The sequence below is a fragment of the Paenarthrobacter sp. PPS72 genome (genome assembly GCF_048537125.1).
GTDB classification, from domain to species: domain Bacteria; phylum Actinomycetota; class Actinomycetes; order Actinomycetales; family Micrococcaceae; genus Arthrobacter; species Arthrobacter nitroguajacolicus_E.
The window spans coordinates 1-14,150 of record NZ_JBLYIE010000006.1; the positions used below are offsets into that span (position 1 = coordinate 1).

Consider the following 14,150-nt stretch of genomic DNA (forward strand, 5'->3'; position numbering starts at 1 on the left):
TGCTATGAGCCCCTGGTACCGTCCCAGCCTGACACGTAGGCGAATAGCAGGGCAACGGCGTGGGCGGGTCAGGATTTATGCGGCTGCCGGGGCTCACGGGGGGGCGGGCCTGGTCTTGACAGGGTCCGGCGGAGGAGAGTCCGGGCCAGGGAGAGTCCCTGTCCGATCCTGACGTCCGGGAGGTAGGCGCGGGCGATGGCGTTGCCGATGGAGGGCAAGGCCGCGGCGTCGGGATAGAGCAAGTACAGGGGCTCGAAGCGGGGCTGGAATTTTGCTTTGAAGCTCAGCAGCGACCTGAATCCATAGACGGGTTCCAGGGAAGCGCCGAGCCAGTCCAGCAGACGGTCAATGGCATCGGGGGTGCCTTTCAGGCTGGTCGGACTGCGGGTTTGGTGGTGCTGCGGTGCGCGGGCCAGCGGCGCTCCGGAGAGGCTGATGAATTCATAGCCTTCGTTCTTGAGGTGCAGCGCGGCGGAAGCGATGAGGAATTCGATGCTGGCGCGGAAGGCTGTGCCACGGCTGCGCATGAAGTCCAAGGTCCAGCCCACAACGTGCCCGTTGCGGTACACGGGCAGCCAGGAGGTAACGGCGTGGACGGTGTCGTTGCTGTCCACCGCGAGCAGGCAGCGGACTTCGGGGTCATTGAGTTCATCCAGGCCACCCAGGGTGAATCCCATCTCGGGCATCTTCCTGTCGGCGACCCATTCCTCGGCGATGGCCTGAATCTGGGCCTGGACGGTGAACGCCGCGGCGGGGTAGCTGGTCCATTCTGCGCGGACGCCTGCCCTGGCCGCGTTGTTCATCGCTGTGCGGATGTCTTGGAATTTCTTGCCTTTGAAGGACACCGCTTCCAGCTCCAGCACAGTTTCCTGAGCGATCTGCACACAGCTCCAGCCCAGCGCCAGAGCCTGATCGCTCAGTTCCCGGGGCACGGAGTAGAAACACGCCGTCCACCCGTTCGCGATGCAGTACCGGCTGAACTCTGTAAAGGAGCTTTTCGTGGCGGATTTGGGTCCCACGGGACCGCCGAGTGTGAGGGCGATCCCGGCGATGACCCGGTAGGCGATGAAACTCTCCCCTGACGGGGAGAACCAGTAGGTATTCCCGGACCAGGAGGTCATCCAGGACAGGGTGCTGCTGTCCGACGTGGTGAGGATGCTCCGGGCGCGGTCTTCGTCGGTCCTGTGCCTGCTGTGGGCCGGGCGCAGGAATGTCTTGAGTATCAGCGCTCCGGCGATCGTCCAGAAAATGATGCCGGTTCCCTCGTAGAGCACCACCGTCGCGGTGCTTTGGGGGACGAAGGCAGGGGGCAGGTCAATCATGTAGCCCAGCGGCATGAACCTGTCAGGGACATCGGCCAGAAGTTCCGCCAGGCCAGGAACGGGGCTGAAACCTCCGGCCAGTGCCAGGCCCGCCCCCAAATAGACCACGCCCAGAACAACCGCGGTGGCCAAAATAACCAAGGCCAGTCGGCGGTAGGTCCCGGGTGGAGCCGTGACAGGGAAAAGCTTCCGCCCGGAGAGCAGAACCGCGGAGACTAGCATGGGAAGCAGCAGGGGCAGGGCCAGGCTGAGCGGGTTCCCGTAGAGGGCCGCATCCAGGGCCCCGATCCTTTCGGCCGCGGCTGTGTCGGGTGCGGCCGGCATCAGGACCCCGACCATGGTGGCCCCTGCCAGCACCGACAGGGCAGCCTGGATCAGCAGCACCGCTGCCCAGGCGAAGCGCCGGCCGCGGCGAAGACCGTCAGCGAGCAGCAGCAGAAGGAACGAGGGCAGGATGGCCATGAAGATCCCGCCGGCCCCGGCGCGGAGCTGAAGCTGAGCGGCCGTGCAGTCTTTGACCTGGGTGGGGTCCGCACACAGACTCTGGAGCGTTTGTGGGTCCACGGGCTGGATGTTGGTGAACAGAAACCGCAGGAGCGACAGCGGTCCGACGGCGTGCGGGACCAGGCCTGCCACGACTGGCCCGATGGCCGAGACAGCAACCAGCAGTGCCAGCAGGACCCGGCCTTCGTGCCGGGAAGCGGCCTGTACCCCGGGGTGGGGTCGCCGCCCCAGCAGTACCGGACCCACGATAGCGCCCGCCGCGGCGGCTCCAAGCCGGACGAGGTCCGCAAATCCCCCGGTGTAGAGGGCCAGCAGCATCAGCATCGCAAAGACGATGAGCCTGATCCGGCGTCGCCAGAGGGTGCCCATGCCCGCGGTGGCCGCCATGGCCGCTCCGCAGATCATCGCGCTTGGTCCCATGAACAGGTGCCCGTCCATCTCCCGGGCCCAGTTCCCCGTCAGGTCTCTGGTGACGGCGGTGAAGCCAATCGCCGCTGCGGTCCCCAACAGTTGGGTGCCAAGGGCTGCCGCGGCGTAGCGCAGGCTACCCATCCGCCGTTCCAACGCCATGCCGGCTAGCAGGAGCAGGACGCTGCCCAGCACGTAACCGGTCACATCCCGGGCCCAGAACGCCGAGGTCAGCAGCGCCCACCACTGCCCTGGAAGCGAACCGGCTGTTGCCGCCAGGTGGAACCGCGCTGGGCCAGATCCGGGAACGGACCACACTGCACCCATGGCCCAGAAAACAACGATAAACGCCGGCGTGATCGGAGCACCCAGCCCAAGGGCCCTCCAAGGACTTCGGAACTGACGCTGTGGCTCTGCCGAGCCCGGGGCGTTCTTGGGCACGAATGTTCCTCTCACCGAGTCCATAGCCCCGGACGACCGGTACCGGTCAGCTCCATGCCGGAGCGGCCCGTAGCCGCGGAACTTCCCTTCGCCATGGCGAAGGTATGACCAGTAACAATGATAAGTGCAACGCAACGGGGGCCGTGGGCGACCGGCTGGTCATCAAGGCACGACCCCGGCCAACGGCCTGCCCCTCCCTTATCCGCTCCGGGCCAAGGCAATTTCCTGGGACAATTCCCCGGGAAGTCGGTATCCCGTTGCATGAATTGGACCGCCGGACCCATCCTGCGGCATGAACATCATTGGCGGTACCGGATGGTGTCAGGGCGCCTGCCTTACTCCCGCAAGCCGGTCCGCGTGCCTTTCTTGCTCTGGAGCATCCCGAGGTTAGCGGATTCCCCAGCGCTGCGCGAGGAAGTCCAAGGCTCCGGGCAGCGCGGCGGATGCCATCTCCCATGAGTGCCCGGTGTTGGCGATCTGCCGGGACTCGACCGTGAATCCCGCTTCCCGCGCCGCTGCTGACAACACCTCCATGTAGCCAATGAACTCGGGATCCCGGGTGCCCGCAGCGAAATAGGTGCCCGTCCCTGCGAAGTTTCCTTGCGTCATGACACCCAGGGGGGTCTGGGCTTCGAAGGCGGCGGTGTCCCCGCCAAAGGCCGCGTCGATCGTTTTTTGCCGTTCCTTGGCCAGTGCGGGTTCCTGCTCGCTGGCAAATGCCAGCACGGACGGGTAGAGGTCCGGATGTCTGGTTCCCATCTGAACGGCGCAGGTGGCGCCGAAGGAGAACCCGCCGACGGCCCATTGGCGTTTGTCCGTGTCGATGTCCAGGGTCCGGCTGATCCAGTCGGGTACGTCCTGGGACAGGAACGTGTCCGCCTGCGCGATGCGGCTGTCCATGCACAGGGTGTTCCCGGAGGCCGTCCCGTTGGGATCGACGACCACCGTAACAGGAGCCAGGCCGTTGCGTGCTGCGGCGAACCGGTCCAACGTGGCACGCAGGTTCCCTCCTGTGAGCCAGTCGGCAGGGCCTCCGGGCTGGCCGGAAAACAGCACCAGCACCGGCAATGCCGGGCGCGGGGTGCCCTGATACGCCGGAGGCAGATAGATGAACGCCTCGCGGGTCGTAAGACCCGAGCGCGAGCCCGGTATCACGGCTTTTCTCAGCAGGCCTGCTGCCGGAAGATCTCCCGGGGACCTCCACCTGTCCAAACGGGCCGGAGCGGGGCCGCCGGGCTGTCGCGTCAGCCCTGCTTCAAGGGGCTGGATCCGTGCCACGGTTGTGCCTAGAAGGTCGCTGACGGTGCGGTTGAGCCCGAAGTAGGCGTTGACCTGCGCCGCGCTCAGGAGCACGACGCCCAGCAGGGCCACACCGCCGGCTGTCCTGCCGCGCCACGTCGAGCCGCGAAAACGGACAAACCATAAAAGCAAAGCAGCGGCGGCGGGCATGAACCATCCCAGCACCTCCCAAGGAAGCACTCCCGGGAACGTGGAGAAGACGTAGACCAATAGCCAGTGAACGGCTACGACCAAGACCGCAGAGGCCACCGCAGCGGCCACCGCTTGCAGAACCCACTTGACGCCGCGGCCCCACAGAAGATACACCCCGCCGGCCACCCCCGCTGCCCAGGCGCCCCACAGCACGGGGCCCTCCACTAAAGAGACGTCAGCAACAAAATCCACAGCAGCCATTCTCCCGTACCTGAGGACCGCTTCACTGATCCGGCCACACCACAGGGGATACCGTTCCAACGTCCAGACTAGGAAAAAGGTTCCGGTTCCCTACCACAACTAGGTAGTACGGCCGCCCTGGCTTCTACCGACTCTACTTCCACGGCGCAGAGGACCTGCTCCTGCCAAAACTCGTACGGCCATATCGAAACGGAACCAGCATGCCTGCTCCTTTCAGAGGAACCGCACGCGCACGGCCTGCCTGTCGATCGTGGCTTACCTGGCTGGTTGGCACGGACGGGGGCCTAGAGCGAGGAGATGGAAAAACCACGGGAGGAGCCGGCTCATGCTCTCGGCTCCGCCGCACGATACGTTGTCCTTCCTGACGTTCTTCCTGCCCTTCCAGTGCCCAGAATCGGCCGCGGGCAGGCCTGGATCAGCGGTAGGTTGCCATACCGGCCTGACCTGCGACCGGCACCCCGGCATGGGACACTGAAGACCTCGCCTATATGTTCTCGGGAGCCGCACGCGTGGATTTTATGACTCAAACCGTCCTCGAAGCGGCCGGGCAGTGGTGGATCTATCCGCTATTGCTCGTCTTCTTCTTCGTTGACGGCTTCGCGATGGTCCTCCCCAGCGAGACCCTCATCGTCGCGCTGGCCGCGTTCGCCCGGCAAAGCGGCGAGCCCAACCTCTGGATTCTGGGCGCCACCGCGCTGCCGGTGCCATCGCCGGAGATAACATGGCCTACCTGCTCGGCCGGAAAATCGGCCTCGAACGCTGGGCGTGGATGCGTAAACCGAAGGTCCGGAAGGTGTTTGACTGGGCGCGGTATGAGCTGGAGAAGCGCGGTGCAGTGCTGATCTTTACCGCCCGTTACATCCCATGGGGGCGCGTGGCCGTGAATTACGTCGCGGGCAGCACCGCCTTCCGCGCCACCGGTTCGTTCTCCTGGATGCCTTCGCGTGCCTCACCTGGGTGGCCTATTCACTTGGAATAGGCATGCTGGCCGGCTCCTTCCCCTGGCTAAACAGCAACCCTCTGCTCAGCGCCGGCATCGCCGTGGCGTTCGCCATCGTGCTCGGCGTCATCATCGACCACCTCCTGCGCCGGTGGCACAACCACCTCGCCCGCCACGACGCCACACCCGACGCAGACCGGACAGGTCGGCGGTGAGCCTGCAGGCTGTCCGCATGCAAGCGGCACTCACCGATACTGGTGTCGACCCGCGCTTACCGGACGAATGGGAGCGGCCCGGGGCAATGGGGGTAGTCCGGGGGACAACCCGTCATCCCTGGCGCAGCTGCAGTACGAACCGGCGCAGCGTGATGCCGTTGTCCGTACGGCCAAAGCCATGGTGCAGACCCTGAAGTTCGTGAGCACACTGCAGTGGGTCAACCCGCTCTCGGAATCGGATTCCCGTCCACAGTTCAGCCCCGAGTGCTTAAAGGCGAAAAGGTGCTCTGAGGCGAATTTCAGGGGTCCGGGACGCCGGCGGGGACATCCCATTGGACTGACAACACATCCAATATACCCCAGGGGTATATTCAGCAAGCCACAATCAGATGTGCCGCCCCGTTATGCAAATGTGACAATGTGGCTCTTGTGACGTAGAGTTTGAGCCGTGCCGGTTTCGCCGAATGCGGCACTCCTGAGCAGACTTGCCTAACTCTGCCGCTGCCCAGGATCCGTTCGCAAAATTCGTCCGGCAGAGACGGGGAACCCAAAGATGGCTTGCTTAAGGCAGGCCTCGGGGTGAAGCCGTGCTTGGTGCATTTCGTGCATCACCACGGCCGGGTGTCTCCCATCCGAATCCGACAGCTAACCTCGCAGGCAGTGGGAGAGGCTCTTTCGTGCCCAATGGCAAAGCTCACGGCCGCCGCCGCGCAGTCCCTGTCCGCACCAGCCCCCTGGCTGCTCTGTCCAAGTCAATGGCCCATAACGCCGGCGGTGTAGGCCGCCAAGCTGCCGTCATCGCAGCAGCCTCCGGCCTTGTCCTGACCAGTGGTATCGCCGCCCAGGCAGCAGACGCCCCAACCCAGCGTGAAGCCGAGCCCGCATCGAACCTGGAAGTCACCAGCCAGGTCCAGACCCCACTCAGAGCCGACGCTACCGTCCAGATCGCCTTCGAGCGTCCCGCCGTGAAGACAACTCCGGCGCCTGTAGTGAAAGCACCTGCGAAGGAACGTGCCGCCGCGCCTATTGTTGCGAAGGCAGCTGCTGCTGGCCCGGCCAAGGCCCAGATCACCCTCACCCCAGCTCCTGCTGCGCCGCCCGTGGCTGCCCCGGCGGCCGGTGGGATCAACGCCACCATGGTGTCCTCCGCCTATGCCCAGATCGGCATGATCCAGGACTGCACCCGGCTGGTCGAAAACGCCCTCAACGCCGCCGGCATCCCCGTCGGTGACCTCGGCCCGATGCAGTTCATGAACTACGGCACCGTCGTCACCGACCCCCAGCCTGGGGACATGGTCATGCAGCCCGGTCACGTAGGCATCTACGTCGGAAACGGCCAAGTCCTCAGCTCCGGCCTGAACGGAAAAAACGAAACCGCCGTTCACCCCCTGACCTGGATGACCTCCAAAGGCGCCGTCACCTTCGTCCGCGCAGGCAAATAAAACCACTGAAGGTCGGTGATTCAAAGCCTTGGGGGCAATGAATCACCGACCTTCAGCATGCCCCGGCACACTTGACGTTTTGTGGGCAGTCGGAACCCTCCTACTCCTGATCAAGTTGCCTCGAAACCTCCGCGCCTCAAAACCCTAGGGATACGAACTTCTCCTGGCTCTGTCCCGTAAGTTGTAACTGTTAGCTAGGATTGGTGATTTTTCACAGCCCAGTTTGGCGGTTCTAGCTGATTCCGATGACGAGGGTTGAGCGTGGGACCTCGATGACGTTGCGCTGGAAGGGGCCACGATGACGGTCATCCGCAACTCAGTCGTAATTCGCTGCACGCAGGAGGAAGCGTTCGACTACCTCTCCGATCATCGCGCCATTCCGCTCATTAAGGGGCATCGTCCGACACGGACGAAATGGGTTTTGCCCCTTGTAGCGCTGGGCGGCGTTGCGGCGATCGCCGTCCTGGTGTGGAGCCGGCTGTCCCATCACGAAGAACCGGACCAAACCATGCACCCTCCCCCATCAACCCGAGGGACTGGCCGGAGGCATGTGCCCCCTGGTCCACAGGCAGCGGTACGTCTGCTTATCATGGTCCGAAGCCGTGAAAAGGCTCCGATGATTTCCGGGAGAAGGGACAGCTATGGTTACGGGCGCGGGGCCGTGTTCCATTTTTGGGCCAACATGTCTGTCATGGTCCGGACGTATGTTTTGGTGAGGTGGTTGTCGTCGAGGTAAACGTAGACGTTCCCGACGATTCCCGGGCATGTTTGCCCGTCGCAGATCAGGTCTGTCATGTCCACGATCGTCAGCCCGGTGTAGGTCCCTTCCAGTTGTTCTAGCGGATTGTTTTGGGCGAGTACCGAGGACTGGGGTGGACGGCAGTCGGGGTTCTCCACGGTGGAGGCCATTGCGCATTCACTGGGGCTGAAGGAAAATCGGGGGTTATCCCGCATGGCGATCACTTTAATGCCTTGGCCGGTCATTTCACCGACTAGTTCATCAAGTCCCCAGGTGAGGTCTTCGTCTGGGGAGTCCGGGACGGCTGCGGTGCCTACGAGGAAGACGGTGTCGGGTTTGTTAAGGCGGATGTGTGCGCGGACTTCATTGTTGAAGGTGTTGCATTCGTCCCCATACTCCGGATTTTCCGTCATGAAGGGACAAGCACCGAACGTGAGGGCTTGGACACGCCAGTTGTTTTGTTGTGCCAATGGCCCGATCGCGCCAAGCCATTGCTGGGCATGGGAATGTCCGACCACAAGCACGGTCTTCTCCGCAGTCTGCCCTATGTCGTTCTGTTGGCAGTTCTCCAGGAGCAACCGGGTTGTTGGTCGCAGGTCCCCCGCGCAGGGGCCACCAAGAGAGGCCCAGTCCTCTGGCAGTTGCTCCGGTCGTGGCAACGTTTTGGCGTTCTCTCCCACGTGGTTCTCGTATCCCGGGAGTAACGCGGCCGCTCCAGGGTTGTCCTCCGGGCTCTGGGATTCGGCGGCGTTCTTTTCCATTTGTTGCTGGTAGGCGAACAACACCATCGGCGTCGATCCGACCGCGAGACAAACAGCGACGACGATGGCCAAACGGCGTTGGCTGACTTCCGGCCACCGCCAGGAGCGCAGCGGCCGCTCAACGAGACGGGTGGTCAGATACGCCAGAAGCAGCGCCAGACCAATGATCAGTGCGCCGGTGGCACCGTCGGCGTGGTCCTCGCCGAGCAAGATGAGAGTAAGAACCAGCAGCGGCCAGTGCCACAGGTAGAGGGCATAGGAATGTGCTCCTAACCCCACCAGCAGCTTTGATGCCAGGAAACGGTCAACGCCGAAACGACTCCCCGACCGCCCGGCGGTGATGACGGCGACCGCGGCAAGGGTTGGCCACAGGGCTACGAAACCGGGAAATGCTGTTTTGACCTGCAGGATCATGCCGCAGCTCAACATGGCCGCAACTCCAGCCCATCCCAGAATGACCCGAACCCTCCTTCCGGGTTTCAGGTACGGGAGGACCAGCGCCACCAGGGTGCCCAGGGAAAATTCCCACAGACGGGCGAAGGTATCGAAGTACGCGAGTTCCTGATCAGCTGCGGTGAAGTAGACCGAGTACGCCAGGGAGGCAAGGAACATGACCCCGAAAATCCCCAGCAGCACGGCCCGGTAGGACAGTCCGAAGCGCCGGCACGCGACGGCGGTCGCGACAAAGATCGCCGGCCAGAGGATGAAGACCTGGCCCTGGATGGACAGGGACCAGAAGTGCTGGAAAGGGCTCGCCAGGCTTTGGTCCGCGGCGTAATAGTTGACCACCTGCCGCTGGAGCAGCCAATTTTCGTAATAGAAGAGGGAAGCCCACCCCTGGTTGACGACCTCGAGCCAGCGTGTGCGCGGAACCACGAGGAAGGTCATGGCCAAGATGGCGCACAGGACCACAACCACCGCCGGTAGCAGACGCCAAAACAAATGCAGCCAGTGCCGCACCAGCGGCACGGATCGGCCGTGCTCGAAACGCCCAACGAACTGCAGGGTCATCAGGAACGCAGAGATCAGTAAGAAGACGTCAACACCACCGGAGACCCTGCCGAACCAGACGTGGTAGGTGACGACCATCAGCACTGCCAGCGAACGCAGTCCCTGGATTTCCGGACGGAAGCCCGGTCCTCCCTCCTCAACCGGAAGGCGCTTGGGGCTCCCAGGCGAGGCAAGGTCTTTGGTGACTGTCATCGATACTCTCCATTGGCCCTCGTATCAGCGCCGTGAAGGAGCCGAACCGGCCAACCGGCGGGGATGGCTTCTTCCGAAATTTACTAAGGATCGCTCAAGATCACATCAATTCTTCCAAGATGTCCCAGACCATGACGGCCGAGAAGGCGGGTGCCCATCAAGCCTTCCTGGTGGGCCCCGATCGAGTTGACACAATCAAGGGGAAGAACTCCCGGGAACAATCCGGACCCACAGCGGTCACCGCTCGAAGAACCCAGCGAACGCCCGCGGCCCCACAAAAGATACACCCTCCAGCCGCCCCCGATGTCCGGACACCCCGTAGGACGAGGCCCTGCACTCACGAGATGTCCGCAACTGAGCCTGCACCTCGCTCCGTAAATTAGCGAAGCCCCGGTCAAATAGCGGTTGACCGAAGCTCCGATCGCATTATGCCCACACTAAGCTTGCAGTTCGCTGGGAGGGCAGAAGCGTACCAGGACTTTCAGCGATGCTGCCCCCGCCGAACAGCTCCCAAGGGCAGGCTTGGCGACCGCGTTACAGGCCAACTCCCCGCACGGCGTGTGGGGCACTACTTGCCGGTGGGGGTAGGGGCCGGAGTGATGCGGCATGCCTGGAGCAATGCCGTGACCGAGGCGGACGGGACCTGGTCACCGGCCTTCGCGATTTGCTCAAGCGGGGTGGTGAATTCAGAGGGGACGCCTGCGGCCTTCGCTGTCGAGAGCAGGCCTGAGACGACCTGCTGGTCCTGCGCGCTGAGCTGTCCGTCCTGCAGCGGCGAGCAGATCTGGCCCCGAACCGCGTCGGCTGCAGCCGTGGCCGCTTGGGAAACGGCATCGCTGGCGACTCCCTTTGCAGCCTCCTGCACCTGGCCGCAGCCGGTCACAGCGAGAAGGAAGGACACACCGATCAGAGCGGCAACACGACGGTTCATGCCCCCATCGTAGCCGCGGCACCCGAGGTACACTATCGCACCATAGATTCTCGAGCATCTTGATATGAGTCGTTACACCTTCACCGCCGACGCGTCCGCTGGTGTGCATCCTTGGACGGAGAGGAAAGCACCCAGCCACCGCGCGGCAGGATCAGTTCAAGTTCCACCTACCGGCCCGCCTGCCCGGACTCCGAAACGGTAGCCGCAGGCCCCCCGTATTACGTGGCAGCTTGAGATACGGGCGCTGCCGCAGGCGTGGGGCCAAGGGCGTCAATACCATCTGTGTGGACGCGGATGACCCGGGCAGTGGAGATGTCGTAGAACAGCCCGGCGGCCTGCACCCGGCCCTCGGCCAGTGCTGGCCCGATGATGGGGTGCTGCCTGAGTCTGTCCAGCTGGACGGCAACGTTAACCATACCCAGCTGGTCAAGGGTGTTGTAGCCTGCTGCCGCCGCGGCAGCTGCCACCGGGTGCCCGCCCAAAAGTTCCCGGTAGCTGGGCCGGGCGTGGCCTAGCCAGGTATCGAAGGAGTGACCGAGCCCCGGGGCTGCACCTGCGGCGTCCTCGATCACGGCTTTCATGGCTCCGCAGTTTGAGTGTCCGCAGACCACGATGGACTGCACCGCCAGGGCGTTGAGCGCGAACGACAGCGCCGACTCGGTGGAGGGATCCTGGCCCTCCTGGCACAAGACGTTGCCGATGTTACGGAGGGAGAGCATATCCCCGGGGCCGCTGCTGGTGATCAGGTTGGGGTTCACGCGCGAATCCACGCAGGCGATGAAGAGGGTGTCCGGACTCTGCCCGTCGGCAAGGTCCTGCACGTGCGGAAGGACTTTGTCGGCGTGCCGGCGGTGGTACCTGTCAATGCCCCGCAGAATGGAAGGTACCAGAGGCGCTCCCGCGCCGTTTCCAGCCTCCGGTCTCTGGACGCGTTCCGCTGGAGAGCGACCTGCGAGCCAGTTGGCGCGGGGCGGCAGGGGGAACTCCCGGGTTTCCTGGCGCCGGGGGGTATTGTGGGCCGCGTCCTGGAATGCAGTGTTGCCGTGTTCTTCGAGCAGAACGGTTCCGCCGGCGGCGGTGTGCTGCTGCTGCCAGGCCAGGACCGCCTCCTGGAAGGCGTGGTCGACGTAGTCGGGGTTCAGTTCCACGAGCACGTCTGCGCCCCCGGGGACCATCTGCAGCACCCGGTTCAGCCGCGGGAGCGCGAAAAAACTGCAGGACCCGCCGATCGTTACACGCCAACCGCCCTGTGCCGCCGGTGCGGGGTGGGCATGGATGGAGACCCGCAGGACCCGCCACAGCACAAAGAGGGTGGCAACTGCCAGCCCGATGAGCACCCCTTCCAGAAGGTTCAGGAACACCACCGACAACAGCGTGAGGGCATACACGACCAGATCCCCGGTCCGGGCAGCCGTCCTTATCTCCGCGACCTTGATCAGGCGCATGCCGATCATGATCAGGAGCCCGGCCAGGACCGCCAGGGGAATCAGTTCGATCAGCCCGGCGAACAGCACCGAAAACAGCAGGATCCAGAGCCCGTGCAGCACCGCGGATTTCCGCGTCCGCGCCCCGGCTTCCACGTTCGTGGCGCTGCGCACGATCACTCCGGTCACGGGCAGCCCACCCAGCATCCCGGAGATGACGTTCGCTGATCCCTGCCCCATGAGCTCCCGATTGAGGTCGGTGCGGGGCCCGGTATGCATTTTGTCCACCGCCACCGCTGAGAGCAACGATTCGATGCTGGCGATCAGAGCAACCGAGATGACCGCAAGCCCCGCAGCTCCCCAGTTGCCCGCGGGCAGGCTAGGCAGGGCCACGGCATCAAGAATGGAACCGTCCAGGGCGATCCGCTCAACCCCCGGCGCGACCGCCACGGAAAGGGCGGTGCCGGCGGCGACAGCGCCCAACGGCCCCGGCACCCTACGGACCGCGGATGGCAGGTACTTCCACACCAGCAGCAGGCCAATGACCAGCAGACCCAGCAGCGCCGAACGGAGCTCCACCCCGGCCAGCGCCGCGGGAAGCCGGACCATGTTCTCCACTGCGGACCCCGCCGGCTTGCCGCCGAGCAGCACCTGCACCTGCTGCAGGATAATGGTGATCCCGATGCCGGCGAGCATCGCCCGGACCACCACCGGCGAAACGGCCAGCGCCGCCCGACCGGCCCTGCTGATCCCCAGCAGGAGCTGCACGACACCGGCTGCTGCGGTGATCGCGCAGGTCACTGCCCAGCCGAACTCCTGCACCAGCCCGGCGACGACCACCGTCAGACCGGCCGCCGGCCCGCTGACCTGAAGGGCCGATCCGCCCAGGCTACCGGCCACGACCCCGCCGACCGCGGCCGCGATGAGACCGGCCATCACGGGCGCGCCCGAGGCCGCCGCGATACCCAGGGACAGTGGCAGCGCGACCAGGAACACCACAAGGGAAGCCGGCGCATCGGCCCTCAACCCGGCCAGGAACGGCAGGCCGGGGGCTGGGTTGAATCCGGACGGCCGGGGCGGGCTGGGAACGGTGGGGCTAGAACCAGGTCGGGTCATGGTTTCCTTCAAAGCGGCATCAGGGACACCTCAAGCTATAACGGCCAGGTAACGGCAGGTTTACGAGAGCCTGAGCGTTTCCTGCAAATCGGTACGTGGGCGCGAAGCGGATCCGCGTCGGAACTAGCTGAGAGTACCCGCAGCCAGAGCCGCCGGACACCGGAAGGCCCGGGAGATCGCGTCCGGTTCCGAAGGAGCAGGGAACCTGGTGGCTCTCGTTGTCTTTTGCCTTCATGGCAGTGGGCCAGTCGTTCCTGGTCGGGACGTTTCCCTTGCGCCCGTGCAGGCGTAGCGCCTGCTGATGTCCTGCCCCCGCAGCGCGGGTTGCACTGGGGGCGTGTCGCCGCGCGGTCAGCCTGCGGCACCGCCGCTGCAGACGGCCCCCGGCTCGGGGGTTTGCGGGCCCTGCCGGTATTTTTGAATGAACGCCGCCAGACGCTCATCGCTGCTGTTCTCCAGCGAGAGTTGCTTGCCCCAGGCGGTCACGGTCACCGGAGAAGACTGGCCCGAGACGGGGCTGAGCAGAAGGTAGTCCTGATTGCCCGCCAGGGAAGTCAGTTCGGCGATCTGTTCCTTGGAAAGGTCCGGCCGGTAGGAGAGCCAGACCGCGCCGTGTTCGAGGGAATGCACGGCACGGGTCTGCTCCACCGGGACGGTGTAGGTCCCGCAGTTCGTCCACACTGGTGCGTGGTCCCCGCCGGTGGCGGGGGTCCGAGGGTAACTGACAGGCTCACGGGTGTGGTTCCGGGACTGGTCGGGGTAATCCTGCTCACCTTCGACAGGCCTTGCCGCGGCCACCTTGACCTGCTCACGCTGCTGAACCTCACCGACGAGCACGAACGTCACGGCACCGATGATCGAAACGACCAGGACCGCGCCCGTGCCATAGATCAGCCACGCCCTCCGCCTGTCCGCCGCGCGCTGCTTGGCCTGAATGGCCTTCAGGATGGCTTTTCGTTCCTCGGCGCTCTTCCGTGCTGCCGGCATGTGGTGTCTCGCTTTCTTCGAAAAA

Annotated in this window: 7 protein-coding genes, 1 pseudogene and 1 riboswitch; of the genes and pseudogenes, 2 read left to right on the plus strand and 6 right to left on the minus strand. The window is 64.5% G+C overall.

Annotated elements, in window-relative coordinates; all coding sequences use genetic code 11:
• Positions 1-68: 68 nt before the first annotated feature.
• Both ACLRGI_RS03545 and ACLRGI_RS03550 read right to left on the minus strand, forming a co-directional pair.
• On the minus strand, positions 69-2,675 hold the full coding sequence (locus ACLRGI_RS03545) for a bifunctional lysylphosphatidylglycerol flippase/synthetase MprF (RefSeq protein WP_419200332.1): 2,607 nt from the start codon (positions 2,673-2,675) through the stop codon (positions 69-71).
• 387 nt (positions 2,676-3,062) lie between these two features.
• A complete protein-coding gene (locus ACLRGI_RS03550) occupies positions 3,063-4,358 on the minus strand; it encodes an alpha/beta hydrolase (protein WP_419200405.1) in 1,296 nt (431 codons plus the stop codon).
• A 527-nt stretch (positions 4,359-4,885) separates the two neighbouring features.
• On the opposite strand from ACLRGI_RS03550, the pseudogene ACLRGI_RS03555 reads away from it, so the two are divergent.
• Together ACLRGI_RS03555 and ACLRGI_RS03560 are read left to right on the plus strand one after the other, a co-directional pair.
• Positions 4,886-5,522: pseudogene (locus ACLRGI_RS03555) on the plus strand (DedA family protein).
• A gap of 507 nt (positions 5,523-6,029) precedes the next feature.
• Positions 6,030-6,196, plus strand: a riboswitch (cyclic di-AMP (ydaO/yuaA leader).
• 3 nt (positions 6,197-6,199) lie between these two features.
• Positions 6,200-6,964 carry an NlpC/P60 family protein gene (locus tag ACLRGI_RS03560; protein ID WP_419200333.1) on the plus strand — a complete coding sequence of 255 codons (765 nt, stop codon included), beginning with the start codon at positions 6,200-6,202 and terminating at the stop codon, positions 6,962-6,964.
• Between the two features lie 645 nt (positions 6,965-7,609).
• Here the strand turns inward: ACLRGI_RS03560 and ACLRGI_RS03565 are convergent.
• The 4 genes from ACLRGI_RS03565 to ACLRGI_RS03580 all read right to left on the minus strand — a co-directional run bounded on the left by ACLRGI_RS03565 (position 7,610) and on the right by ACLRGI_RS03580 (position 14,125).
• The gene (locus ACLRGI_RS03565) at positions 7,610-9,667 is read right to left on the minus strand and encodes an acyltransferase family protein (protein ID WP_419200334.1); all 2,058 of its coding nucleotides are present in this window, start codon (positions 9,665-9,667) and stop codon (positions 7,610-7,612) included.
• 568 nt (positions 9,668-10,235) lie between these two features.
• Positions 10,236-10,598 carry a hypothetical protein gene (locus tag ACLRGI_RS03570; RefSeq protein ID WP_419200335.1) on the minus strand — a complete coding sequence of 121 codons (363 nt, stop codon included), beginning with the start codon at positions 10,596-10,598 and terminating at the stop codon, positions 10,236-10,238.
• A gap of 218 nt (positions 10,599-10,816) precedes the next feature.
• Positions 10,817-13,138, minus strand: a complete 2,322-nt coding sequence (locus ACLRGI_RS03575) for a SulP family inorganic anion transporter (protein ID WP_419200336.1) — start codon at positions 13,136-13,138, stop codon at positions 10,817-10,819.
• A gap of 351 nt (positions 13,139-13,489) precedes the next feature.
• The gene (locus ACLRGI_RS03580) at positions 13,490-14,125 is read right to left on the minus strand and encodes a thioredoxin-like domain-containing protein (RefSeq protein ID WP_419200337.1); all 636 of its coding nucleotides are present in this window, start codon (positions 14,123-14,125) and stop codon (positions 13,490-13,492) included.
• Positions 14,126-14,150 lie beyond the last annotated feature (25 nt).

Bases quoted from the DNA above. Each gene is read 5' to 3' on its own strand.
- ACLRGI_RS03565 (WP_419200334.1), bottom strand. From the start codon at position 9,667: ATGACAGTCACCAAAGACCTTGCCTCGCCTGGGAGCCCCAAGCGCCTT.
- ACLRGI_RS03570 (WP_419200335.1), bottom strand. From the start codon at position 10,598: ATGAACCGTCGTGTTGCCGCTCTGATCGGTGTGTCCTTCCTTCTCGCT.
- ACLRGI_RS03575 (WP_419200336.1), bottom strand. From the start codon at position 13,138: ATGACCCGACCTGGTTCTAGCCCCACCGTTCCCAGCCCGCCCCGGCCG.
- ACLRGI_RS03580 (WP_419200337.1), bottom strand. From the start codon at position 14,125: ATGCCGGCAGCACGGAAGAGCGCCGAGGAACGAAAAGCCATCCTGAAG.